This window comes from Geodermatophilus obscurus, assembly GCF_900143215.1.
GTDB classification, from domain to species: Bacteria; Actinomycetota; Actinomycetes; order Mycobacteriales; family Geodermatophilaceae; genus Geodermatophilus; species Geodermatophilus obscurus_A.
On record NZ_FRDM01000007.1, the window covers coordinates 39796 to 63003 of the forward strand.

At 74.8% G+C, this 23208-nt stretch carries 27 protein-coding genes and 1 tRNA gene; 13 read left to right on the forward strand and 15 right to left on the reverse strand.

Translation table 11 applies throughout. The features are described 5' to 3' along the window. Nucleotides 1–12: 12 nt before the first annotated feature. On the reverse strand, nucleotides 13–942 hold the full coding sequence (locus BUB17_RS09030) for a UTP--glucose-1-phosphate uridylyltransferase (protein ID WP_072916753.1): 930 nt from the start codon (nucleotides 940–942) through the stop codon (nucleotides 13–15). Nucleotides 943–1113: 171 nt separating this feature from the next. Between BUB17_RS09030 and BUB17_RS09035 the strand changes: the two genes are divergently transcribed. The 3 genes from BUB17_RS09035 to BUB17_RS09045 all read left to right on the forward strand — a co-directional run bounded on the left by BUB17_RS09035 (nucleotide 1114) and on the right by BUB17_RS09045 (nucleotide 4443). After that, complete coding sequence (locus BUB17_RS09035; protein WP_072916756.1) at nucleotides 1114–1698, forward strand: 5-formyltetrahydrofolate cyclo-ligase; 585 nt, start codon at nucleotides 1114–1116, stop codon at nucleotides 1696–1698. A 205-nt stretch (nucleotides 1699–1903) separates the two neighbouring features. After that, a complete protein-coding gene (locus tag BUB17_RS09040; protein ID WP_072916758.1) occupies nucleotides 1904–3244 on the forward strand; it encodes an SLC13 family permease in 1341 nt (446 codons plus the stop codon). A gap of 20 nt (nucleotides 3245–3264) precedes the next feature. Next, on the forward strand, nucleotides 3265–4443 hold the full coding sequence (locus BUB17_RS09045; protein ID WP_072916761.1) for a CaiB/BaiF CoA transferase family protein: 1179 nt from the start codon (nucleotides 3265–3267) through the stop codon (nucleotides 4441–4443). Between the two features lie 169 nt (nucleotides 4444–4612). Here the strand turns inward: BUB17_RS09045 and BUB17_RS09050 are convergent, their stop codons facing one another. The 4 genes from BUB17_RS09050 to BUB17_RS09065 all read right to left on the reverse strand — a co-directional run bounded on the left by BUB17_RS09050 (nucleotide 4613) and on the right by BUB17_RS09065 (nucleotide 7809). Continuing rightward, nucleotides 4613–5104 (reverse strand): MarR family winged helix-turn-helix transcriptional regulator, encoded by a 492-nt coding sequence (locus BUB17_RS09050; RefSeq protein ID WP_072916765.1) that lies wholly within the window; start codon nucleotides 5102–5104, stop codon nucleotides 4613–4615. Between the two features lie 45 nt (nucleotides 5105–5149). Continuing rightward, nucleotides 5150–6400, reverse strand: coding sequence for a SpoIIE family protein phosphatase (locus tag BUB17_RS09055; protein WP_083606208.1), 1251 nt, complete (start codon nucleotides 6398–6400; stop codon nucleotides 5150–5152). A 198-nt stretch (nucleotides 6401–6598) separates the two neighbouring features. Beyond that, entirely contained in the window at nucleotides 6599–7066 is a 468-nt protein-coding gene (locus BUB17_RS09060) for a nuclear transport factor 2 family protein (protein ID WP_072917204.1), read from the reverse strand. 152 nt (nucleotides 7067–7218) lie between these two features. Then, on the reverse strand, nucleotides 7219–7809 hold the full coding sequence (locus BUB17_RS09065) for a dihydrofolate reductase family protein (protein WP_072916770.1): 591 nt from the start codon (nucleotides 7807–7809) through the stop codon (nucleotides 7219–7221). Nucleotides 7810–8065: 256 nt separating this feature from the next. Here BUB17_RS09065 and BUB17_RS09070 point away from each other — a divergent pair, with 256 nt between their 5' ends. Both BUB17_RS09070 and cpaB read left to right on the forward strand, forming a co-directional pair. Beyond that, entirely contained in the window at nucleotides 8066–8431 is a 366-nt protein-coding gene (locus tag BUB17_RS09070) for an FmdB family zinc ribbon protein (RefSeq protein ID WP_072916774.1), read from the forward strand. 82 nt (nucleotides 8432–8513) lie between these two features. Continuing rightward, entirely contained in the window at nucleotides 8514–9161 is a 648-nt protein-coding gene (cpaB, locus tag BUB17_RS09075; RefSeq protein WP_083606210.1) for a Flp pilus assembly protein CpaB, read from the forward strand. Between the two features lie 24 nt (nucleotides 9162–9185). Here cpaB and BUB17_RS09080 read toward each other — a convergent pair whose 3' ends face one another. Next, nucleotides 9186–9881, reverse strand: coding sequence for a YbaK/EbsC family protein (locus BUB17_RS09080; RefSeq protein ID WP_072916777.1), 696 nt, complete (start codon nucleotides 9879–9881; stop codon nucleotides 9186–9188). A gap of 90 nt (nucleotides 9882–9971) precedes the next feature. Between BUB17_RS09080 and BUB17_RS09085 the strand changes: the two genes are divergently transcribed. Together BUB17_RS09085 and BUB17_RS09090 are read left to right on the forward strand one after the other, a co-directional pair. After that, entirely contained in the window at nucleotides 9972–10334 is a 363-nt protein-coding gene (locus BUB17_RS09085) for a VOC family protein (protein ID WP_072916779.1), read from the forward strand. Next, nucleotides 10331–10750, forward strand: coding sequence for a PaaI family thioesterase (locus BUB17_RS09090; RefSeq protein ID WP_083606212.1), 420 nt, complete (start codon nucleotides 10331–10333; stop codon nucleotides 10748–10750). The genes BUB17_RS09085 and BUB17_RS09090 overlap by 4 nt, the downstream gene beginning before the upstream one ends. A 76-nt stretch (nucleotides 10751–10826) precedes the next feature. Here BUB17_RS09090 and BUB17_RS09095 read toward each other — a convergent pair whose 3' ends face one another. The 4 genes from BUB17_RS09095 to BUB17_RS09110 all read right to left on the reverse strand — a co-directional run bounded on the left by BUB17_RS09095 (nucleotide 10827) and on the right by BUB17_RS09110 (nucleotide 13667). Beyond that, entirely contained in the window at nucleotides 10827–11789 is a 963-nt protein-coding gene (locus BUB17_RS09095) for an MSMEG_6728 family protein (protein WP_072916783.1), read from the reverse strand. A 159-nt stretch (nucleotides 11790–11948) separates the two neighbouring features. Beyond that, entirely contained in the window at nucleotides 11949–12317 is a 369-nt protein-coding gene (locus BUB17_RS09100) for a biopolymer transporter Tol (RefSeq protein ID WP_244277081.1), read from the reverse strand. Then, the gene (locus BUB17_RS09105; RefSeq protein WP_072916786.1) at nucleotides 12314–13180 is read right to left on the reverse strand and encodes an NAD-dependent protein deacetylase; all 867 of its coding nucleotides are present in this window, start codon (nucleotides 13178–13180) and stop codon (nucleotides 12314–12316) included. Before BUB17_RS09105 ends, BUB17_RS09100 begins: the two co-directional genes overlap by 4 nt. A gap of 40 nt (nucleotides 13181–13220) precedes the next feature. Then, on the reverse strand, nucleotides 13221–13667 hold the full coding sequence (locus BUB17_RS09110) for an SRPBCC family protein (protein ID WP_072916790.1): 447 nt from the start codon (nucleotides 13665–13667) through the stop codon (nucleotides 13221–13223). A gap of 103 nt (nucleotides 13668–13770) precedes the next feature. Here BUB17_RS09110 and BUB17_RS09115 point away from each other — a divergent pair, with 103 nt between their 5' ends. Continuing rightward, on the forward strand, nucleotides 13771–14268 hold the full coding sequence (locus BUB17_RS09115) for a nucleoside deaminase (protein WP_208983351.1): 498 nt from the start codon (nucleotides 13771–13773) through the stop codon (nucleotides 14266–14268). Between the two features lie 101 nt (nucleotides 14269–14369). Further along, nucleotides 14370–15266 carry an alpha/beta fold hydrolase gene (locus BUB17_RS09120; protein WP_072917217.1) on the forward strand — a complete coding sequence of 299 codons (897 nt, stop codon included), beginning with the start codon at nucleotides 14370–14372 and terminating at the stop codon, nucleotides 15264–15266. Here BUB17_RS09120 and BUB17_RS09125 read toward each other — a convergent pair. Further along, nucleotides 15155–15532: a hypothetical protein gene (locus BUB17_RS09125; protein ID WP_072916794.1), complete on the reverse strand. Its 378-nt coding sequence runs from the start codon at nucleotides 15530–15532 to the stop codon at nucleotides 15155–15157. The two genes, BUB17_RS09120 and BUB17_RS09125, sit on opposite strands and share 112 nt — an antisense overlap. Nucleotides 15533–15629: 97 nt before the next feature. Between BUB17_RS09125 and BUB17_RS09130 the strand changes: the two genes are divergently transcribed. Then, nucleotides 15630–15702 (forward strand) — tRNA-Arg (locus BUB17_RS09130). Between the two features lie 391 nt (nucleotides 15703–16093). Here the strand turns inward: BUB17_RS09130 and BUB17_RS09135 are convergent. Beyond that, nucleotides 16094–17098, reverse strand: a complete 1005-nt coding sequence (locus BUB17_RS09135) for a collagen-like domain-containing protein (RefSeq protein ID WP_072916798.1) — start codon at nucleotides 17096–17098, stop codon at nucleotides 16094–16096. A gap of 512 nt (nucleotides 17099–17610) precedes the next feature. Continuing rightward, nucleotides 17611–18312: a GAF and ANTAR domain-containing protein gene (locus tag BUB17_RS26765; RefSeq protein WP_072916801.1), complete on the reverse strand. Its 702-nt coding sequence runs from the start codon at nucleotides 18310–18312 to the stop codon at nucleotides 17611–17613. A gap of 333 nt (nucleotides 18313–18645) precedes the next feature. Here BUB17_RS26765 and BUB17_RS26050 point away from each other — a divergent pair, with 333 nt between their 5' ends. Further along, nucleotides 18646–19077, forward strand: a complete 432-nt coding sequence (locus BUB17_RS26050) for an ATP-binding protein (RefSeq protein ID WP_072916803.1) — start codon at nucleotides 18646–18648, stop codon at nucleotides 19075–19077. A gap of 98 nt (nucleotides 19078–19175) precedes the next feature. Here the strand turns inward: BUB17_RS26050 and BUB17_RS09150 are convergent, their stop codons facing one another. Then, entirely contained in the window at nucleotides 19176–20447 is a 1272-nt protein-coding gene (locus BUB17_RS09150; protein WP_083606216.1) for a PP2C family protein-serine/threonine phosphatase, read from the reverse strand. Between the two features lie 69 nt (nucleotides 20448–20516). Continuing rightward, the gene (locus tag BUB17_RS09155; RefSeq protein WP_072916806.1) at nucleotides 20517–21878 is read right to left on the reverse strand and encodes an alpha/beta hydrolase; all 1362 of its coding nucleotides are present in this window, start codon (nucleotides 21876–21878) and stop codon (nucleotides 20517–20519) included. Nucleotides 21879–22038: 160 nt separating this feature from the next. Here BUB17_RS09155 and BUB17_RS09160 point away from each other — a divergent pair, with 160 nt between their 5' ends. Next, entirely contained in the window at nucleotides 22039–22635 is a 597-nt protein-coding gene (locus tag BUB17_RS09160; RefSeq protein ID WP_072916809.1) for a sugar O-acetyltransferase, read from the forward strand. After that, nucleotides 22632–23195, forward strand: coding sequence for a TetR/AcrR family transcriptional regulator (locus BUB17_RS09165; RefSeq protein ID WP_072916811.1), 564 nt, complete (start codon nucleotides 22632–22634; stop codon nucleotides 23193–23195). The genes BUB17_RS09160 and BUB17_RS09165 overlap by 4 nt, the downstream gene beginning before the upstream one ends. Nucleotides 23196–23208 lie beyond the last annotated feature (13 nt).

Below are 23208 nucleotides of genomic sequence, written 5' to 3' on the forward strand. Positions count from 1 at the left end.
GCGGACCTCCGCTCAGGCCTCCGACGCGCCCGCGGCAGGCAGGTCGGCCACGAACTCGGCCAGCCAGGTGCGGAAGCCGGGGCCGAGGTCCTCGCGCTCGCTGGCCAGCTGGACGACGGCCTTGAGGTAGTCCAGCCGGTCGCCGGTGTCGTAGCGGCGGCCCGAGAACACCACCCCGTGCACCGGCTCGCCGCGCTCGACGAGGGTGGCCAGGGCGTCGGTCAGCTGGATCTCGCCGCCGCGGCCGGGTGCGGTCTCGCGCAGGACGTCGAAGACCTCGGGGGCCAGCACGTAGCGGCCGATGATCGCCAGGCTGCTCGGCGCCTCGTCGACCGGCGGCTTCTCGACCAGGCCGGTGACCGCGACGACCGCGCCGTCGTCCGAGGGGCCCCCCGCGGGCTCGACGGCGACCGCGCCGTACTTGTCGATGTTCTCCCGGCCGACGTCGAGCAGCGCCACCACTGAGCCGCCGTGCTCGGCCTGCACCTGCAGCATCTGCTCGAGCAGGTGGTCGCGGGCGTCGATGATGTCGTCGCCGAGCAGGACGGCGAACGGCTCGTCCCCGACGAAGGCGGCGGCCTGCAGCACCGCGTGACCGAGCCCGCGCGCCTCGCCCTGGCGGACGAAGTGCACCTGGGCGACCTCGGTGGAGGCGTGCACGGCCGCGAGCCGGGCGGCGTCGCCCTTCTTCTCCAGCGCGGCCTCGATCTCGGGCTGGCGGTCGAAGAAGTCCTCGATCGCGGCCTTGTTGCGGCCGGTGACCATGAGCACCTCGCCGAGCCCGGCGCGGGCGGCCTCCTCGACGATGTACTGGAGCGCGGGCCGGTCGACCACCGGCAGCAGCTCCTTGGGCACCGCCTTGGTGGCCGGCAGGAATCGGGTCCCCATCCCGGCGACGGGGATGACGGCCTTCCGCGTCGGGCGGGTGCTCGGAGTCGGCATGCGCGCGAGCCTAGTGATCCGGTCCGGACCCCTCCCGCGCGGTCGGGCGGGACGCCACCGGGACGGATGAGCGGGTCGTCGTCGGCGACACGCGCGCGGACACGCCGACCACGCCACCCGTGCGGAGGCGATCCGACCGGGACGTCCAGGCCGGCTGGCTAGCCTTCGGCGGTGACCTCCCCGGACGACGTGACCGAGGCCAAGGTCGCCCTCCGCGCGCGGTTCCTCGCCCGCCGGGAGGCCCGCCCCGCCGAGGAGCGCGTCGCCGCCGCCGCCGCGATCACCACCGCCCTGCTGCGCGGCCTGGCCGGCACGCGGACGCTGGCCGCCTTCGCCCCCGACCCGACCGAGCCCGGCGCGGGCCGGCTGCCGGCGGCCTTCACCCAGCTGCGCTCGCGGGTGCTGCTCCCGGTGGTGCCGGGCGACGGCAGCGAGCTGTCCTGGGCCGTCGACACCGGCCGGCTGGCCCCGGGCCGCTTCGGGCTGCTGGAGCCGGTCGGCCCGCGGCTGGGACCGACCGCGATCGGCGCGGCGGAGGTCGTCGTCGTCCCGGCAGTGGCGGTGGACCGGACCGGGGTGCGCCTGGGCCGTGGCGGCGGCTACTACGACCGCGCGCTGCGGCACGTCCGGCCCGACGCGCGACTGGTGGCCCTCGTCTTCGACGACGAGCTGGTCGACGAGCTCCCGGTGGAGCCGCACGACAAGCGGGTCACCGCGGTGGTGACCCCCTCGAGCGGCTGGCTCGACCTGACCTGACCTGGGCCGGCCCCGGCCGTCGTCGTCGGCTAGCAGCGGGACGCCGGGCCGAGGACGTCCGGACGACGAGCTCACCGGGCGCGGACACCGCCCCCTGCTGCATGCTCTCGGCGTGGTGAGTGACCAGTGCCCCCGGCCCTGGTGGCTGGACCACTGGTCCACCGAGGCGAGGTGTCCCCGTCCTCCGACGCCGTAGGAGCCGCTCGTGTCACCGGAGATCGTCACCATCCTGGCGCTCGTCGTGATCTTCGCGATCGCGACGTTCCTGCCGATCAACATGGGCGCACTGGCGTTCGTGGCCGCGTTCATCGTCGGCACCCTGTCGGTCGGGCTGAGCACCGACGACATCCTCGCCGGCTTCCCCGCCGAGCTGGTGCTGACGCTCATCGGCGTCACCTACCTGTTCGCCATCGCGCAGAACAACGGGACCGTGGACCTGCTGGTGCGCGGCGCCGTGAAGCTCGTCGGCGGCCACGTCGCCGCCATCCCGTGGATCATGTTCTTCATCACCGCGGTGCTCACGGCGATCGGCGCGCTGTCCCCCGCCGCCGTCGCGATCATCGCCCCGATCGCGCTCACCTTCGCCGCGCGGCACGGGATCAGCCCGCTCCTCATGGGCATGATGGTCATCCACGGCGCGCAGGGCGGCGGCTTCTCCCCCATCAGCGTCTACGGCGTCACGGTGAACGACATCGTCGAGGAAGCCGGCCTGCCGGGCAGCTCGATCCAGGTCTTCCTCGGCAGCCTGTTCTTCAACCTGGCGATCGCCCTGGTGCTGTTCGTCGTGCTGGGCGGCCGGAAGCTGCTGGGGCGGAAGGTGGCGGCCGCACCGTTGGAGCGCGTCGAGCACGCCCACGGCACCGTGGTCCGGGGCCACGGCGCCGCCCCGGGACCGGCGGTCGGCGGCGACGACGACGAGCACATCCACCCCGACGTCGCCCAGCCGGTGCGGTTCGAGCAGATCCTCACGCTGATCGGTCTGGCGGTCGTCGCCGTCCTGGCGCTGGTCTTCGATCTCGACATCGGGTTCGTCTCGATCTCCGTGGCCGTCGTCCTGGCGCTGTTCGCCGCCCAGCAGCACAAGGGCGCGGTCGCCCAGATCAGCTGGAGCACCATCCTGCTGATCGCCGGGGTGCTCACCTTCGTCTTCGTGCTGCAGGAGGCGGGCACCATCGACTACGTCGGCGAGGCGGTCACCGGGATCGGCGCGCCCCTGCTCGTGGCCCTGCTGCTCTGCTACATCGGCGCGGTGGTGTCGGCGTTCGCGTCGTCCGTCGCGATCATCGCCGTGGCCATCGCGCTCGCCGTGCCCTTCCTGCAGGGCGGGGACATCGCGGCCGTGGGCGTGGTGGTCGCCCTGTCCGTCGCCTCGACCATCGTCGACGTGAGCCCGTTCTCGACGAACGGCGCGCTGGTCCTGGCCAATGCGCAGGACGTGGACAAGGACCGCTTCTACAAGCAGATCCTGGCGTACGCCGCGATCGTCGTGGTCGTCGGTCCGCTGCTGGCCTGGCTGACCTTCGTCGTCGTCCCCTCGTTCTTCTGATCGGAGCTGTGATCCGAACCATGTCCGGACCACTCGACGGGATCCTCGTCGTCGACCTGACCCGCGCCCTCGCCGGGCCGCACGCCGGGATGATGCTCGGCGACCTCGGCGCCCGCGTCATCAAGGTGGAGAACCCCGGCAGCGGGGACGACACCCGCGGCTGGGGGCCGCCGTTCCTCCAGCCGGAAGGAGCTGACCGGGAGTCGACCTACTTCCTGTCGACCAACCGCAACAAGGAGTCGGTCACCCTCGATCTCAAGGACGACGGCGACAAGGAGCTGCTGCGCGAGCTCGTCCGCCGCGCCGACGTGCTGCTGGAGAACTTCCGGCCGGGCACGCTCGCCCGGCTGGGCTTCGGCACCGAGGTGCTCGAGCAGCTCAACCCGCGGCTGGTCACCCTCTCGATCAGCGGCTTCGGCCACGACGGCCCCGAGGGCGGGCGGGCCGGCTACGACCAGATCGCCCAGGGCGAGGGCGGGCTGATGTCCCTGACCGGGGCCGGCCCGGAGGACCCGCAGCGGGTCGGCGTCCCGATCGCCGACCTGCTGGCCGGCATGTACGGCGCCTACGGGGTGCTCGCGGCGCTGATCGAGCGGCAGCGGACCGGCCGCGGCCAGGTGGTGCGCACCTCCCTGCTGGCGGCCATCGTCGGCGTGCACGCCTTCCAGGGCACCCGGTGGACGGTGGCCGGCGAGGTCGGCCGCGCGCAGGGCAACCACCACCCCTCGATCGCGCCGTACGGCCTGTTCCACTGCAGGGACGGGAGCGTGCAGCTCTCCTGCGGCTCGGAGGGGCTGTGGCGGCGGCTGTGCACCGAGTTCGGCCTCGACCCGGCGGCGCCGGGGCTGGCCACCAACAGCGAGCGCGTCGCCAACCGGGCACAGGTGATCGAGCTGCTGGAGCGCGCGTTCGCCGACCACACCCCCGAGGAGTTGCTGGCCCGGCTGGCCGACGCCGGCATCCCGGCCGGCAAGGTGCGCACGCTCGACGAGGTCTACACCTGGGACCAGACGCTGTCGCAGGGCCTGCTGGTCGACGTCGAGCACGCCACGCTCGGCCGGCTGCAGCTGCCCGGCCCGCCGCTGCGCTTCTTCGCCCCGGGTCCCGACGGCGAGAGCGAGACCACCCGCCGCGAGCACGCCGCGCCGCCGGTGCTGGGATCGTCCGACGAGGAGATCCGGGCCTGGCTGGCGCAGTGACGGACAGCGGCAGCGGCTGGGCGCCCCCGGCGCAAACGCCGGCGCTGTCTGCGGCTTCCGCCAGCCGGCGACGGCTCCCGCCACTGTCAGCCGGCGAGCACACCGGCCGGCTTCCGCACCGCGGTCCGCTCCTCGCTCGCTGGCGCTCGCTGCGATGCTCCCGCGGCTGTCAGCCGGCGTCCGCGCCCTCCCGCAGACGCAGGCTGTGGTCGGGGTCGAGGCGATCGAGGACCGCCTGCAGCGCGTTCCCGAGGGCGCGGACCTGCTCGTCGGTGAGCGGGTCGAACAGCGCCGAGCGGACGGCCTCGGCGTGGCCGGGCGCGACCGACCGGACGACCTCCCAGCCCGCGTCGGTCAGCACGGCGACGTTGCCCCGGCCGTCCTCGGGCGAGGGCTCGCGGCGCACCCAGCCGCGCTCCTCCAGGCGGGCGACGGTGTGGGACAGCCGGCTCTGCGACTGGTTGGCCCGCCGCGCCAGATCGCTCATCCGCCGGCTGCGGCCGGGCGCCTCGGACAGCATGGCGAGGACGACGTAGGCGGCGTGGCTGAGGCCGGCGTCGCGCTGGAGCTGGGCGTCCAGCACCCGGGGGAGCAGCTCGGAGACGCTCAGCCACGTCCGCCAGGTCCGCTGCTGCTCCTCGTCGAGCCACCGCTGCGCCACATCCGGAACCGTACTGGTGAGCGAGCCGGCTCCGGCCTGCCAGAACTACCCCTCGACGCGGATGGCGAGCGCGGCGATGTCGTCCTCGCGGTCGCAGCGGACCGGGTCCAGCACGCGGTCGAGGATGGCGTCGGCCGGCAGGTGCTGCAGCCCGCCGAGCACCCGGCCCAGCGCGGTGATGCCCTCGTCGATGTCCTGGCCGGTGCTGCGGCGCTCGATGAGCCCGTCGGTGTAGAGCACCAGCGTGCTGCCCACGGGCAGGTCGGTCGCGTGGTCGCGGCGCGGCCGGGTGGGGTCGATGCCGACGAGCATGTCCGGCGGGGTGCGGAGCACCTGCACCGCGCCGTCGGGGAGCAGCAGCAGCGGCGGCGGCGGCCCGGCGTTGGTCCAGCGCAGTCGCCGGGACCCCGACGGCGAGGCGGGCTCGATGCGGGCCAGGACGATCGAGGCGATGGCATCGACCGGCAGCCGGAGCATGGCCCGGTCCAGGCGCTGCATCGTGTCGGAGGGGACCTCGCCGCGGTCGACGGCGTAGCCGCGCAGCAGGGTGCGCAGCTGGCTCATGTCCGCGGCGGCGGCGATGTCGTGGCCCACGGTGTCGCCGATGGCGAGCACGGTGACGTCGTCCGCGGTGCAGAAGCCGTCGAACCAGTCGCCGCCGACCCGGTGGTTGCTGTGCGCGGGCAGGTAACGGCCCGCCAGCTGCAAGCCGCGCGGCGAGGGCAACTGCGGCAGCATCGCCCGCTGGAGCGTCTCGGCGACACTGCTGCGCTCCTCCAGCAGCCGCTGGGTGCGCCGCCACTCACGTGCCGCGACCTCGGCGGCGTGCGCGGCGCGCCCCGTCATGACCCGCAGCTGCAGCTCCGACGAGCAGGCGCCGGCCAGGTCGGCGAGCACGGCCAGGTCGGTCTCGGTCCACCGGCGCGGCTGGGAGTCGATGGCGCACAGCGAGCCGATCACCCGGCCGTCGGCGTGCGTCAGCGGCATGCCCGCGTAGGCGATCACCTGCAGCTCGGGGACGGCGAGGTTGTGCCGCACCAGGGGGTGGCGCCGCGCGTCCTCGATGACCAGGGGCTCGGCGGAGGCGACGACGTGCTGGCAGAACGAGTGGCTCAGCGGGGTGCGACGGTCGCTCTGGTACGGCTCGGGCAGCCCGGCCGCGCCGGGGAACACCTGCTCCTCGGCGCTCACCAGGGACACGAGGGCCACCGGCACCGACAGCTGGTGGCGGACCAGCCGCACGAACCGCTCGAACGCCTCGTCCGACGCGGCCGGCAGCAGGGTCCCGGCAGGCAGCGGGAACGACTACCTGGCCGCGGACGACGCGGCGCGGCGGTGGGACGACGGGAGGGCCACAGTGCCTCCCGACCGTGACGGCGCCGGCCACGACCGGGAGGTCGCGACTGTCGTTGCACACGTCCACCGTAGTCCAGCCCAGCCCACCCGCGCTGTGACGCAGACCCCGCTGAACAGGGGGGATGCCCGCCGCGCCGCTCAGCGCAGCGGGATGTCGTGCCCCGGCCCGCGCTCGTCGTCATCCCGCGGGCCGTGCCACCGCCGGTCGGCCTCGGCGATGGGGACGTCGTTGATGCTGGCCTCACGACGGCGCATCAGGCCGCGCTCGTCGAACTCCCACAGCTCGTTGCCATAGCTGCGGAACCACTGACCCCCGGTGTCGTGCCACTCGTACTGGAAGCGGACGGCGATGCGGTCGTCGGTGTACCCCCACAGGCTCTTGCGCAGCACGTAGTCGAGCTCGCGCTCCCACTTGCGGGTCAGGAACGCGACGATCTCCGCCCGGCCGGTCAGGAACTCGTCGCGGTTCCGCCAGACCGAGTCCTCGGTGTACGCCAGGCTCACGCGGTGCGGGTCGCGGGTGTTCCAGGCGTCCTCGGCGGCCTGGACCTTGAGCAGTGCGGTGTCGCGGTCGAACGGCGGGAACGGCGGGCGGGGTTCGGTCACGGCGGCGTTCTCCTCCTGGGGGGCGCAGACCGCCCGATCCTGCCCCGCCCGGTGGCGGGTCACCCGTCGTCCGTGAACCCGGCCATCGCCAGCACCGCGGCCTCCTGCGCGACGTCCCTCGCCGGGCTGGTCGTCACCCGGGGGCGCGGCGCTCAGCGGGTGACGGCGTACCGGACGTGCGTGGCCCAGCGCGACTGGTGCACGGCGAGCGGCTCGAGGTCGAGTTCGAGGCTGCCGTCGAACAGCGGCTTGCCGGTGCCGAGGACCACTGGAGCGGTGGAGAGGCAGAGCTCGTCGACCTCACCGGCGGCGAGGGCCTGACGGATCACGTCGGCTCCCCCGCCGATGCTCACGGCCTTGTCCCCGGCCGCCTCCCGGGCCAGCCGCAGAGCCCGGTCGAGGCCGTCGACGAAGGTGAAGCTCTCGTCGTGCGGGTCGCCGATGCGGTGGGTGAGCACGACCAGCGTGCCGGGGAACGGGTTCTCCCCGCCCCAGGCGCCCGCGGCCTCGTACATCCCGCGGCCGACGATGCCGGCCCCGATCCGCTCGATCAGCCCGTCGTAGTAGGCCTTGTCCTCCCCGGACATGGCGTCGGGGTCGTGGTCGCCGTCGTAGGTCCACGGCCCCCCGAAGACCCAGTAGTGCAGCCGCTCGCCGCCGACGCCGAGGCCCTGGCCGGGGCGGTCATCGGGGCCGGTGACGAAGCCGTCCACCGACATGCTGATGCTCGCGATGGTGGTCATGTCAGGCCCGACCGTCGAACTCCGGAGAACTCATCGCTGCCCGCCGCGGACGACGTTCCGGGTGGAGGACCACGGGCGACCACGATCCGGTGCCGGCGCCGGCAGTCCGGCGCACAGCGACTGCGGTCGCGCTCGTCACGGATGCGGACGTGACACTCCCCGCCCGCACGTGGACGAGCGCCGTCGCGGCGCGCATCATTGGCAGTCGCCGGGTGAGAGTGCCAGCCCGGCCCGTCCGACGAGGAGTACCACCACCGTGCCCACGTACCAGTACGCCTGCACCAACCCCGACGGCAAGCACCAGTTCGAGGTGGTGCAGAGCTTCACCGACGCCCCGGTGAGCGAGTGCCCCGAGTGCGGCAACCCGGTGCGCAAGGTCTACGGCTCGGTCGGCGTGGTCTTCAAGGGTTCGGGCTTCTACCGCACCGACAGCCGGTCCAAGGCGTCGTCGAGCGAGTCCAGCCCGTCGTCCGACGGCGGTAAGTCCGACGGCAAGAAGGACGCCGCGCCCGCCGCCAGCAGCGGCTCGTCGTCCCCGGGCTCCTCGTCCTCCGGCTCCTCGTCCTCGGGCTCCTCGTCCAGCGGCTCCACCACCTCCAGCAGCAGCGCCACCGCCGGCTGACCTCCGGTCCACAGGCAGGCGCCCCCTCCACAACCGGGCGACCTGCGCCCCGCCGTCGGCCGCGGGCGGCCAGCGTGGACCCATGGTCCGTCTCCGCCGCCCGCGCCGGCCCCTGCACACCGCCCGCCAGGTCCTCGCCGCGCTGCTCGTCGCGGCCGCGCTCGTCCTGGCCCTGCGCCCGGCCCCGGCGCCGGCCCGCGCGCCGGCTCCCGTCCCGGTCGTCGTCGCCGTGGCCGACCTGGCACCGGGCGCCGTCCTCGCCGCGGAGGACGTCGCCGTCGCCGCCTATCCGCCGGCCCTGCGCCCCACGGGGACGGTCGCGGACCCGGCCGACATCGTGGGCCGAGCGCTCACCGGCGGTGTCCGGTCCGGCGAGCCGCTGACCGACGCCGGCCTGGTCGGGGCCGGCCTGACCGACCGGCTCGGCACCGGGCAGGTCGCCGCGCCGGTGCGCCCCGCCGACCTCGCGGTCACCTCGCTGGTGCGGCCCGGCGACCGGGTCGACGTCCTGGCCACGTCACCGGGCGCCGCGCGCGCCGACGTGGTCGCCGCCGGGGCTCCTGTCCTGGCCACCCCCGGGCAGGAGGACGACGGGCTGCTGCTGGTCGCCGTCGACGCCGACACCGCGGCCCGGCTCGCCGCCGCGGCCACCACCGCGACGCTGACCCTCAGCCTCCCGCCACGCTCGGCGGGTGGTGCTGGACCGGCTGCCGCCCGTGCGGGTGGATGACGACCAAGGGCATCGAGGACCTCGTCAGTCGCTGCCCCAGTGCGGTGGCCGGTCCTCGAGGTAGCGCCGGTCGGCGGCCGACAACTGCTCGGGACGCTCGCCCCAGCCGACGTCCCGGTCGTCGGGAGCCCGCTCGGCGGGGGCCGCTGGAGCGGCGCGCGGCGGCTCGGCCACCGGCCGGCCCAGCCCCTCGAGGACCTCCGCGGTGGGCAGCGCGGCCAGTGCGGCCCCGGGCACCGCCAGCTTGCTGCCCCGGATGCCGGACCCGACCACGACGAGGTCGGCGGCTGCGACGTCCGGGTCGACCAGCACCGGCCAGGACGGCGGCAGGCCCAGCGCGGTGATGCCCCCGTACTCCATGCCGCTCTCGGCGACGGCGACGTCCTGCGGCGCGAAGGAAACCTTGCGGGCGCCGAGGTGGCGGCGCACCAGGCCGTTGACGTCGGCGCGGGTGGTCGCCGGGACCAGGCAGGCGGCCAGCTCGGTCTGCCCGGCGCGGCGCGCGGCGACGACCACGCAGTTCACCGAGACCTCCGGCGGCACGTCGTAGGCCTCGGTGAAGGCGGCGGTGTCGGCCAGGTCGGCGTCGATCTGGACGACCCAGGCGGGCCCGGCCAGCGCGCCCAGCGCCGCGGCCACCGGGGCGGCGAGCAGCTCGGGACGTTCGGCGGCGGGGGTCCAGGTCAGCGTTCCGAGCTGGGGGGCGGTCGAGGAGTCCACGGGGACGATCCTGCCCCGGTGGCCGGATCGTCGCGGCGAGCGGCCGGATCCCCGCTGGTCCGGCACTCTCCCGCCCCGCAGGATGGGCTCATGATCGGCCAGCTGCACTCCGTCGTCATCGACGCGCCCGACGCGCACGCCCTCGCGACCTTCTACGCCGACCTGCTGGGGATGGAGGTCAGCAAGGGCTCCCCGGGCGACGACTGGGTCGTCGTCACCGGCCAGGGGTACCGGCTGGCGTTCCAGCAGGCGCCGGACCTCACGCCGCCGGACTGGCCGGACCCGCGGCGGCCCCAGCAGTTCCACCTCGACGTCCGGGTGGCCGACGTCGAGGAGGCCGAGCCGAAGGCGCTCGCGCTCGGCGCCCGGAAGCTCCCCGGTGGCGGGGGCGACTTCCGCGTCTACGCCGACCCGGTCGGCCACCCCTTCTGCCTGGTCTGGGACGCCGCGTGAGCGCCGACCTGCCCGCGGTCGACCTGGACTCCGCCAGCCGGTTCGTCGCCGCCACCGGGTTCCAGGTCGGCGAGGTCGGTGCCACGCGCGTGACCGGGACGGTCCAGGTCGGGTCGGAGCAGCACACCCCGTGGGGCGTGGTCCACGGCGGGCTCTACTGCGCCGTCATCGAGTCGGCGGCCAGCATCGGGGCCAGCGTCGCGGTGGCCGAGAACGGGCAGTTCGCCGTCGGCGTCAACAACAACACCGACTTCATCCGGTCGATGACCGAGGGCCTGCTCGATGTCGTCGCCGAGCCGGTGCAGCAGGGCCGCACCCAGCAGCTCTGGCAGGTGCTGCTGACCCGAGCCGACGACGGCAAGCTCGTCGCGCGCGGCCAGGTGCGGCTGCAGAACGTACGGCGACCCGGCGCGTGATGGCGGGCTCCCCGAGCGGCCCCCTGCAGGGTCCCGCCGCGAGCTCGCGAGTGGTGGAGGGCAGGAAGGTCCTCCATCAGGCCAGCGGCAGCGCCGGCTCGCGGTAGGTGGTGCCGGCCAGCGCCGGCGGCAGGAGGTCGGGGTCGAGAACGACCGAGAACAGCGCGCGCGGGTCCTGCAGCGTGGCCGGCGGGCGGGCGGCGGCGCGCGGCACGACGCGGTCCCAGCGGGCGGGACGACGGTGCGGCAGCAGCTCGCGGCCGTCGAACAGGTAGTCCCCGAGCACCTCCCCGATCAGCAGCCCGGCGCCGTGCTCGATCGGCAGCGCGACCGGGTCGCCGGGACGGATCTCGTCGAGGAAGGTCGAGAGCTGGCGGAGGTCCTTGGCCGGGCGTCGTCCGGAGATCTCCTTGGACAGCGCGCGCAGCTCGGCCGGGGACAGGCCGGTGGCGTCGACGTCGATGCCGGACTGGGTGCCCAACCCCACCAGACCGGCGGCCAGGCACGCCCCCAGCTCGTTGTGCGCGCGGGGGCGCACCACCCACACCCGCGTCCCCTCGGGCGGTGGCGCCGGCGGGAGGTCGTCGGGCTCGGGCCAGACGTAGGGCAGGTCCTCGGGCTCGGCGCCGAAGAGCGGCTGGAACAGCGGGCGGTAGAAGTCCGGCTCCTTGGCCAGCAGGTTCGACCGGTGCGAGCGGTGGATCGCCTCCGTGCCGATCCAGGAGGGCAGCATCCCGGCGCGGGCCAGCTCCTCCTGCGGGACGCCGAGCACGTCGGGGGCGAACTCCGCGATCAGGGTGTGCGTGGTGTCGGCGAAGCCGCGCTCCCGCCACACGCGGACCATCGCCAGCCCGTAGGCCACCAGCGCCGGGGTGCGGCCGCGCCACATCCGGACCACGGGGTGCGAGGTCCAGCCGTAGTCGGGCAGCTCGAGGGCCCGCAACACCTGGAGCGTCTCCACCCGCTGCTTGCCCAGGCGAGGCGAGTCCAGGAGCCGGGCGCTCTCCTCGAAGTCCGCCACCGGCAGGAAGGTCTGCATCGCGGCTGCTCCTTCCCGGACCGCCGTGCGGTCAACCGCCGTGCGGCCTCCCCGCAGGTGGAAGGACCCCGTCCTCCCCCGCCTTCGCGAGCTCAGGCCGGGGCCCGGGACGGGGCCGATCGGGCTCAGGGCGGTGCCCTGGACGGGCCGTGGTGGGGGTCAGGGAGGCCATTCATCCAGAGCAGCGAGAGCGGACTCCCAGCGGGCCCGGCGCGCGGCGTCGTCCTGTTCCCACCACGCCGGGCCGCGCTCCCCCAGCCCGGTCTTGGCCAGCTGCACCCGGGCGCGGGCGGCGGCTCGCGCGACGTCGTCCCCCGCGGTACGGACGGCCGAGCGCGCCACCCCCAGGTGGTGCAGCAGCCGGGCACGGACGTCGTCGGGCAGCGCGGGGTCGGCCGCCCGCCAGCGCCGGCCGTCGACGACCAGCCAGCGGCCGTCGTCGCCGCCCGCCGGGCGGCCTCCCTGCAGGGGCCCGGCGCGAGCTCGCGAGCGCTGGGGGGCAGGGTGGTCCTTGCTCTCGCGGCTCACCCGGCGACCCGGCGGACGAGGTCGGGCAGCACCGTGGAGAGCGGGGCGTCCACCCGGACGTCGACCTTCGCGTCGCCCCGGGTCGGGCCGAGGTTGACCAGCCCGACGGGGATGCCGAGCTTTTCCGCGCGCAGCACGAACCGGTAGCCGCTCATCACCGTCAGCGAGGAGCCCAGCACCAGCAGGGAGCCGGCCTGCTCGACCATCGCGAAGCAGGTGTCCACGCGGTCCCGCGGCACCGTCTCGCCGAAGAAGACGACGTCGGGCTTGAGCGGGCCGCGCCCGCAGGCCGCGCAGTCGACCATCACGAATCCGTCGAGCACCTCGTCGGGCAGCTCGGCGTCGCCGTCGGGGTTGACCTCGTCGACGCGCGGCCCGAAGTGCGGGTTGACCGCCCGCAGCCGCGCGTGCAGCTCGCCGCGGTCGGCGACGTCCCCGCAGGCCAGGCAGATGGTGCGGTCCAGCCCGCCGTGCAGCTCGACGACGTCCTCCGCGCCGGCGGCCTGGTGCAGCCCGTCGACGTTCTGGGTGATGACGCCGCCCACCAGGCCCGCCCGCTGCAGCTCGGCGACCGCGGCGTGCCCGGCGTTGGCCCGCGCCTCGCGGATCTGCGGCCAGCCCACGAAGCTGCGTGCCCAGTAGCGGTGCCGGCCGCGCGGGTCGCGCAGGAACGTCTGGTAGGTCATCGGCGTGTGCCGCCGCAGCGACCCGGTCGCCCCGCGGTAGTCGGGGATGCCGGAGTCGGTGGACAGCCCGGCACCGGAGAGCACGACGGCGTTCCCGTCCGCCACGAGGTCGGCGAGGGCATCGAGGGTGCCGGGGTCTGCGGCGGCCGGGTCGACGGCGGTGGGGACGGCGGTCACGCCGCCATGGTCCCCCTCGGAGGCAACCGGTGCCGCCGGCTCAGGAGGCGGCGGCCTCGCGGTCCAGCCGGCCCAGCAGGTCGTCGTACACGCGGCGCAGCCCCTTGGGCGCGAACGTGCGCTCGAAGAAGCCGCCGATGCCGCCGGCGCCGTTCCAGGTGGTGCGCACGCGGACGGTGGTCAGCCCCGCGTCGGCCGGGTGCAGCGTCCAGGTGGTCACCATCGACGAGCGGGTGTCGCTCTCGACCAGGGTGTCGGCGTCGGGCTGGCTGACCTCCACCAGCTGGTCGCGCACCCGCTTGGAGGTGGCGGCGAACCGCCAGGCGACGCGGGTGCCCGCGCCCTGACCGCCGGCCTCGACCCGGTAGTCGCTGAACTGCTCGGGGAGCACGCGCCGACGCGTCCCCTCGTAGTCGGCGAGCGCGGACCGCACGCGGTCCACCGGCGCCGTGACGACCCGTTCTGCGGTGGCGACGACCTGTCCCATGCCCCCATCCTGCCGCCGTCCTCACCGCGGCCCGACGCCGGTGCTGTTCCGGCCCGGTCGGCCTGCAGAATCGCACCGCCGCCGTCCCGCCCCAGGAGGAGCCGTGACCACACCGCCGCCGCCCGGCGTCCCGCCCGATCTGACCCCGGAGGAGCGCGACCGGTTCCTCCTCGGTCTCGCCGTCGAGCAGGCGCGCATCGGCTGGGCGGAGGGCGGCGTCCCGATCGGGGCGGCGCTGGTGGACGGCGACCGGGTGCTGGCCGTCGGCCGCAACCGCCGCGTCCAGATGGCCAGCGCCATCCGGCACGGGGAGACCGACTGCATCGAGCGGGCCGGCCGGCTGCCGGCGTCGGTCTACCGCCGCAGCGTCCTCTACACGACCCTCTCCCCCTGCTGGATGTGCGCGGGGACGGCGCTGCTCTACGACATCCCGCGCGTCGTCATCGGCGAGAACCACAGCTTCCAGGTCTCCGAGGAGCTGCTGCGATCCCGCGGCGTGCAGGTCGACGTGCTGGACGACCCGGACTGCCTCGCGCTCATGGAGCGGATGCTGGCCGAGCGGCCGGAGCTGTGGCTGGAGGACATCGGGGAGGAGTCGTGACCGCGCCGGGCACCCGGCTGCGCCGGTGATCCGCGCAGGCCGCGGCCCGGCGTGAGGGAACTCACCGTCGGTCCGGTGGGCGGGCCGGGTACCACGGAATGATGACCGCTCCGCTCTCGATGACCCGCACCGGCTCGGGCGAACCGCTCCTGCTGCTGCACGGCATGGGCAGCTCGCGGCGCGACTTCACCGCCGTCGCCGACCTGCTCGCCGAACGCTTCGACGTCCTCAACGTCGACCTGCCGGGCGTGGGGCGGTCCCCGGCGCTGGCGCGGCGACCCACGGTCACCGCCATCTCGGACGCGGTCGAGCGGAGTCTCGACGCGGCGGGCGTCGGCCAGGTGCACGTGCTCGGCAACTCGCTGGGCGCCCGGGTGGCGCTGGAACTGGCCGTCCGCGGACGCGCGCGGTCGGTGGTGGCCATCGCCCCGTCGGGGCTCAACGTGCCCCCGGAGCGGGTGTCCCAGGGCGCCGGCATGGGCCTGGCCCGGGTCGTCACACGGACGACGGCACCGCTGGTCGAGCCGCTCTCCCGCTCGGCGGTGGGCCGCGCGACCCTGCTCGCGCCGCTGAAGGCCCGCGCGTGGTCGACCTCCCCCGAGGAGGCCATCGGGATGCGCGAGGGCTTCGCCGACTCCCGCGAGTTCTGGCGCACCCTGCTGTGGGGGCTGCTGCTCGACGTCCCGCGTGGCCTGGACCGCATCGACTGCCCCGTCACCCTCGTGCAGGGCGTGGCCGACTGGGTGGCCTCGGGGCAGACGGTGCGCTACCTGCCGCTGGTCCCGGGATCCCGGTTCCGCCCGCTGCTGTGGGCCGGGCACGCGCCCCAGTCGGACCGACCGCGGACGATCGTCCGGCTGGTCGAGGAGGCCGCCCGCAGGGCCGGTCAACCCGCGGACTCCTCCGCGTTGAGGTACGAGCACCGGAACCGGGCGCCGGACATCGCCTCGGTGAAGCGCGCCTCCCAGGCCGGGTCGTCCGACGCGAAGGCCGTGTAGACGCGGTCCTCGAGCACGACCGGCAGCCCGTCGGGCCCGGCGTAGGAACGTCGCAGCAGCACGCGCGTCCGGCCGTCGACCTCGTCGTGCGCCGGCGCCCAGCGGGCACGGGCGACCGCGTCGGCGAGCTGGGCCTGCGGGCCGGTGAGCCGCCGGCGGCCCGCGGCCGGCGGCACGGCCGGTCGGGTGGACCAGACGCCCAGGGCGTAGAGCAGCAGGCCGACGAGCGCCACCAGGACCACCAGCTCGACCAGCAGGACGACCACGGGTACGACGGTAACCACCGGGGAGCGCCGTTGACGGGGTCCGACGGCCCGCCCGCTAACCTCGACCGGTACGCCCCGGTCGGCCCTGAGCCGACGAGCCCCCGTAGCTCAGGGGATAGAGCATCGGTTTCCTAAACCGTGTGTCGCAGGTTCGAATCCTGCCGGGGGCACTGGCGTACCTGCCGGTCAGCGGCCTGTTCAGCGTCCAAGTTGAGGCGCCGGACGGACGCGAACCAGCCCCCGATCCGCATGAGTCGGGTCCGCAACGGCGTCCGGCTCGTCGCCGAACAGGTGGCCGTAGCGTCGAAGTCGCGTAGAGGTCGGTTCGGTGGGCGCTGATGGGATTCGTCGATCATCGTCAGGGGCGCCGGTGGTGCCAACAGTGATCCTCGCACCGGCCGGCGGCGAGGGGACTGACGATCCCGGACATGGAGCGGCACCCCACGAGCGCCTCGCCGTCCTGCCTGCGACTGTCACGTTCAAGCCGGGGCAGCCCGGACGGCGGAGGGCGCCCCGGTCCGTCGAAACGGCCCGGGGCGCCCCCCACAGGTGCTGCGTCGGTCAGGCGATGGAACGCACGTTGGACAGGTCCGGACCGGTCTGGTTGTTGGCCGCGGCGTCGGTGTCGACGATGGCGCGCAGGACCAGCCCACCCTGCAGCTTGATCAGCCGAGAGGTCAGCGTGGCCAGGTAGCGCACGCCCACCCGCGGGTCGAACACGGTGCGCGGCGTGACATCCAGCGCCGCCTGCTTGACCTTGGAGGCCAGCTCGGCGGGGCTGGGCTGGTAGAGCCAGGCCGGACCCGAGGGGCCCTGCGAACCCTGCACGCCGGGCAGGCCCACCGGGCCGGCCGGACCGGCCGGACCCTGCTCGCCCTGCGGGCCCTGCAGGCCGCGGACACCGGTGGCGCCCTGCTCGCCCTGCACACCGGGCAGGCCCTGCACACCCGGCAGGCCCTTCTCGCCCTGCTCGCCGGTCTCGCCGATCACACCGCGCGGGCCCTGGGCGCCGCGCAGGCCCTGCTCACCCTGCAGCCCCTGCTCGCCGACCACACCCTGCGGGCCGGTCTCGCCGCGCGGCCCGCGCAGGCCCGCCGGGCCCTGCTCACCCTGCTCGCCGGGGCGACCGGTGGAGCCGGTCAGGCCCTGCTCGCCCTGCGGGCCGGTCTCCCCCTCCGGGCCCTGCTCGCCCTGCGGGCCGGTCTCGCCGCGCAGCCCGGGCAGGCCCTGAGGGCCGATCGGGCCCTTCTCACCGCGCTCACCGACCGGGCCGACCGGACCGGTCGCGCCCTTCTCACCCTTGTCACCGGGCGCACCGACGGGGCCGACCGGGCCCTTGTTGCCCTTGTCACCCTGCTCGCCGGCGGGGCCGACCGGGCCCTTGTTGCCCTTGTCACCCTGCTCGCCGGCGGGGCCGACCGGGCCCTTGGGACCCTTGTCGCCGGGCTCGCCGGCGGGGCCGACCGGGCCGGTCGGGCCCTTCAGACCGCGGTCGCCCTCCTCGACGGTGACGTCGACGGGAACCGCAACGGTCTCGCTGCGTGTCGTGCTCTTCGACTGCGCCATGATGGGAATGGCCTCTCATGTAGGTGGTCACGTGACGGGCGGCGTCTGGATGGCCACCCGCGGTTCGGTCCGTCCCGGCCCGCGCTGCGTTGGGCTGCTGCCGGCCCGGCCGGCATCGGACGAATCTGGCCCGAAACCGCTCAGCTCCACCATGCCCAGTGCCCGCGTCAGCAAGCGCTCGACTCCTGTGAGACGAACCACGACAACACTCGGCGCGGGTGCCGGAGCTCGGGCGCCCGCGTCGGTACCCGGCGGGAGAGGCCGGCTGTTCGGAGTCCGTCATCGAGCCGGGCGAGACGGGGTGACGTCGCGTGGGCGCCTCTTCGCGGATTGGCCGCCGTGCCCCGCGGGGGTCTGCGTGCCCGCGAGCGGGCGACGGCTGTGTGCCTGCCCGCCGGTCGGGGCGGGTGGACCGGGCGCACGGTCACGTCGGACGCCGGCTCCGGACGCGACCCGGGACCGGCGGTCGAGCAGCCGGCCGCACAGCCGCGGCCCCGACCCGTACGGGCCGGTCAGCTGTCAGGGATCTCGCCGGTCTCGACCAGGTTCTGGGCCACGTCCCGCAGCTTGCGGTTCCTGTGCTGGGACACCCGGCTCAACACCCCGAACGCCTGGTCCGCGGTGATCTTCAGGCGTTCCATCAGGATGCCCTCCGCCTGGCCGATGACGGTACGGGTGACCATCCCGCTGCGCAGATGGGCTTCGGTCTGCGCGCTGTGCAGCGCGATGGCCGCATGGGCGGCGAACGCGACGGCCTCAGCACGGGTGTCGGTGTCGAAGGACCCCGGCTGCGGTGAGTACAGGTTCAGCGCCCCCAGGCTGACGACGTTGTCGGGGTCGGTGAACAGCTGCAGCGACAGGCTGCTGCGGATGCCGATCTCCGCGACGACCCGGCGGCTCCAGTCCACGTAGAGCTGCTCGGTGGTCAGGTCGTCGATGTGGAAGGAGTCCTGGTGCCAGACCGCGTCCAGGCACGGCCCCACGCCGAGCTGGTACTGCAGCTGGTCGGCCCGGAGCGCCCGCTCGTCGCTGTACACGGGCGTCTCCACCTGCCGGCGCCGGAGCACCAGCGAGACGCTGACGTACGGCTCGCCGTCCAGCGTGCGCGCGGCGTCGGCCACCGTCCGCTGCAACGTGGCCTGCACGTCCGGCTCGTGCAGCAGCGCGCGGGCGATCGCGGCGAGACGCTGGTTGAACGTGCTCTGCTCGGTCACGGCGCTCCCCCTCGTCCGGGATTCTCGGGCGTCCGGGCGCCAGCCGCACGAGCTGACGTCCTGCCGCGGTCCGACGGCGCGTCGCCTCACGGCGGCCCACCTCCGCACACGACCGTTCCGAGCGCGCCCGCTCCTGAGGGGGCGGTCGAGGACGACTGACGAGCGACGCGCCCGGCGCCCCGGGCTGACGATGCGGGTCCGATCCCGTGCCCGGTCGCCGGGACGGAGCCGGGGTCGGAGGGCGGGAGCGCCGTCGTCCCCGCGCTGTCGGTCGGGTTCGAGGAGCCGACAGCAGGGCACTGGCTGAGGGACGCCCGCGACCGGAACGGATCGATGGACCTGGACCCCTGGCCACGACGGCCGCGTCCCGAGACCACGGGACCCCACTACGAAGCCGAGATCTCCCGGCTCGCAGACCTGCGGACGGTGCGCGCCCAGCTGCGGGCCTGGGTGGCTGACGCGCTCGGGCACTCCGACGCAGACGGAGCGATCCTCGATGACCTCCTGCTGGCCGTCGAAGAGCTGGCGTCGAACGGTCTCCGGCACGGTCGGGCGCCGGTGCGGCTGCACGCCGTCCGGATGGCGGAGGGGCTGCTGCTCGACGTCAGCGACGGGGAGCCGCACCGCCGGCCCGAGCCCGCCGTCGGCCGCGATCCGGCATCGGGTGGCATGGGACTGCGCATGGTCGCCCACCTGACCACCGACCGCGGCTGGACCGTCGCCGGCGACCGCAAGCACGTCTGGGCCTGCTTCCCCACCGGCTGAGCTCCGGGCGATGAGCGCGTGATGCGCTCGGGGAGTCGGGTCGGGATCGTCCGTCGTGACCTCACCAGGCCGGCGTACGGGAGCGGTCCAGCCGCAGCTCAGGCCTGTCGGCGACGCTGAGCCCGCGCAGGTGAGACGAGCCCGGCGTCCGCCCCGTTCACGCTGTCGCTGCGACGCGGGCGGCCTCCGTACCAGTCCAGGCACACCATGGTCGCGTCGTCGCGGAGATCGCCTCCGGTCGCACGCAGGACCGCCGCGCCCAGTTCCTGGACGACCTCCCGGGGGTGGAGGTCTCCGGTGTCGCGGAGCGCGACCTCGACGTCGAGCGAGGCGGCGTTGCGCTCCTGCATGCCGTCGGTCAGGAAGATGATCCGGTCCCCGGGCTGGAGCTGGAAGTCCTGGGGCTGGAACGACCTGCCGGGCACGACACCGAACGGTGGTTCGATGCCCAGACCGATCTCCTGCACCCGGCCGTTCCGGAGCCGCAGGGGCGACGGGTGACCGGCGTTGACGATCGCGGCCGTGCCGGACGACAGATCGACGCGCAGGAGCTGTCCGGTCACGAACTGCCCCGGGGAGGCGTTCTCGGCCAGGGCGCCGTTGGCGTACCGGGCCTGCCCGGCGAGGTCCAGGCCCTTGCGGCGGGCATTGCGTAACGCCCCGACCAGCAGCGTCGCCAGCAGGGCGGCCTCGACCTCGTGGCCGACGGCATCCGTGATCGACACGTGCAGCGCATCCCGGTTGAGCGTGAAGTCGAATGTGTCGCCACCCACCGAGGCCGCCGGCTCCAGCCAGCCGGCGAGGGTGAACTGCCCGGCCTCGCAGGTGTAAGAGGTCGGCAGCAGCCGACGCTGGATCTCCGCGGCCAGGGAGAACGGCGTGGTGCGCTGTCCCCACTCGAACACGTCGGTGTACCGGCGGGCGGCGATGACGACGTAGGCCAGCGCGTGCGCGGCGGCGGCGACGTCTGCGATCGCCGTCGGGGCGGGGTGCGCGGGCAGGACCAGCTCCAGCAGCCCGATCGCATCCCCCCGGTCGGTGACCGGAGCGATGATCCGGGCCCCGTCTTCCAGCGGGTGTACGTCGACCTCCTGGGTGCGCAGCACGCGCTCGTACACCGTGCCGGACATCGGCACCGTCTCCGCCTGTGCGCCCGCCTGGGTACGCGCACCCTCGACGTCGGCAGTACCCGTGGTGAGACGCACGACGGCGCGACCGCTGAAGTCCGCGATGAGGAAGGTCAGGTTCCGCGCGCCGAGCATCCCCACGAGTGCTCCGGCCGCAACCTCCACGGCCTCGATCGGCGCGATCCCCCCGACCCGATCGAGCAGCACGCCGACGTCCAGGCCGGGGCCTGGCGGAGTCGGCATGGGGAGACTCTAGGCGGGGCCGTCGCGATGCCCCGGTCAGGGCGGCGCCGGGCATGGCGACGACCGGGGTCAGGTCGGCTCGACCGGCGTGCCGGTGCGCACCGCCCGGATGACGTCGTCGATGGCCCGCCCGGACGCCTGGGCGCCGCGCTCCTCGTCCAGCAGGGCGTTGTGCGTGGCGTCCGCGTGGCGGTGGCTGCTGTTCGTGGACAGCGCGGCCATCCGCTCCTGCGCGGCGGACCACCGCGGGTTCCCGTCGTGCCCTGCGGCGGTGAGGACGACCAGCGGCGTGCTCCCGAGGGTGATCAGCGCCTGAGCTTGGCCGAACAGCGCGGGCATGGCGGCGGACTCGTTCCGGACGTTCCGCCAGCCGCGGGGACTTGTCGTCAACGCCGCGACCTGCCCGGCTGCCGGCTCGGGCAGGCTGGACCACACGGAGGCCGGGACGAGCTGCCCGATGCCGAGTCGGGCGAGGCTCGGCAGCAGCGCGAGCTCGGCGGGGGCGTTCAAGTCGGCCGAGCCCGAGGCTGTGGTGACCTGGTAGGGGTCGGCGCTGTCCAGCAGGACCACCCCGGCGACCTGCCGGGGATGGCGGGCGGCGTAGGTCATCGCGTAGCTGCCGCCCGTCGAGTGCCCGACCAGCACGTACGGACCGTGCTCGCCGGCGCGGTCGAGCAGGGTGTGCAGGTCGGCGGCGGCCTGCAGTCCGTCCGGCGCGTGCGGCGAGTCGTCGCTCCAGCCCTGCCCGGCACGGTCGTAGGCGCACACCCGGGTGGTCCGGCTGACGGCCGGGGCGATGCGCGCCCAGGACGACGACATCGAACCGAGCCCGCCCTGCAGCACGACGGTGGGACTGCCGGAACCGGTGCAGTCCAGGTGCAGCCGGTAGCCGCCGACGTCGTGGGACTGCCCGGGCGAGGCGGAGCTGCGGTGGCCGGCGACCGCGACGGTCTCGGCCATGCCGACCACGGCGGCGACGGCCATGACCGCCACGACCAGGGCGAGCAGCCCGCGGCCGCAGCCGGCCGCCAGGTCGCGGCGGATGCGGACGCCCATCCAGACGGCGAGCGCGAGCAGGACCGCCGGCCACACCCAGCCGGCGGCGGTCAGCCCAGCATCGCCCGGGGCGAGGACCAGCAGCCCCAGCCCGGTGGCGGCCATCCCGGCGGCCGGGACGAACGCCCAGCGCTGGGGCCGGGTGGTCAGCCGGATCGACAGCACCGCCAGCACCGCCCAGCCGAGTGCGAACCCGAGCAGCGCCGACCCGGTGATGACGTGCTCGCGCGCCCCGGCGACGACCACCAGCACGAGGACGAGCGCGGCGGCCAGGCCGACGCCCAGGGACGTGGCGACGACCCACCGGATCGGTCCTCGCCGCGGTGGAGGCGGGACGGATCGCGGCGGGAGGGTGGGTGCCGTCTCGGTGGCCATTCCCGGAGCGTCGGCCGGTGAGGCGTCCCTGCCAGGTGCCGGAGGTCATGGTGCGGGTCACGACCGAGCCCGGCGGGTGCTCACGTGGCGCGCCGCGCGGTCGACCCGCCGGCCCATCCGGAGCCGCCCCCGCAGCCGCCTGATGTGTACGGTTGTTCCTATGAGCACCCGACCGGACGCCGACGACCCCCGGACCATGCGCGAATGGATGCTCGCCGGTGACCTCTACATCGCCGACGACCCCGAGCTCGGCGCGGCCAGCACCCGCGCGCTCGACCTCGCCGACGCCTACAACGCGACGACCGTCCGGCAGGGGCCGCTGCGCCTCCGACTGCTGGAGGAACTGCTCGGCAGCATCGGCGAGGGCACCGAGATCCGGCCGCCGCTGTACGTCGACTACGGCAGCCACCTCCGCGTCGGCGCCCGGTGCTTCGCCAACTTCGGCCTGGTCGCCCTCGACGTCGCACCCATCACCATCGGCGACGACGTCCAGATCGGGCCCAACGTCCAGCTGCTCACCCCGACCCACCCGGTCGAGCCGGAGCCACGGCGGGCCAAGTGGGAGGCCGCCGAGCCGATCACGATCGGCGACAACGTCTGGCTCGGCGGCGGGGCGATCGTGCTGCCCGGCGTGACGATCGGGGAGAACACCGTCGTCGGCGCGGGAGCGGTGGTCACCCGGAACCTGCCGGCGAACGTGGTCGCCGTGGGCAACCCGGCCCGCGTCGTCCGCACCCTGGACGGGCCCGAGGGGTGAGCGCCGCACCGGTCCCGGCGCGGCGGGCCCGCCGGCACGACCCGGGACGTCGCGACCGGCTGGTGGCCACCACGCTCGACGTCATCGCCGAGCAGGGTGTCGCCGCCGCCACGCACCGGGCGATCGCCCGCGCGGCCGACGTCCCGCTGGGATCGCTGACCTACCACTTCGACTCGCTGACCGAACTGCTCGCCGCGGCGTTCACCCGGCACGTCGACACGGTCGCCGAGCGCTTCGACGAGCGGATGCGTGCCGCGCCGGACCGGACGGCAGCGCTCGGGGCGCTGGTCGAGCACCTCACCGGCGACCTGCTCGGGTCCCACCGGGACCTGGTGCTCGCCGTCGAGCTCTACGTCGCCGCGGCGCGGAACCCGGCGCTGCGTGCGGTGACCCAGGAGTGGATGTCCCGCAGCCGCCGCAGTCTCGAGCGGCACCTCGACCCGGGAACCGCTCGCGAGGTCGACGCGCTGGTGGAGGGGCTGGTGCTGCACAGCGCCCTGTCCACCGACCCGATGGACGCCGACCAGATCCGTTCCGCCCTGCTCCGGCTCGCCGGCTGACCCGAGGGACACC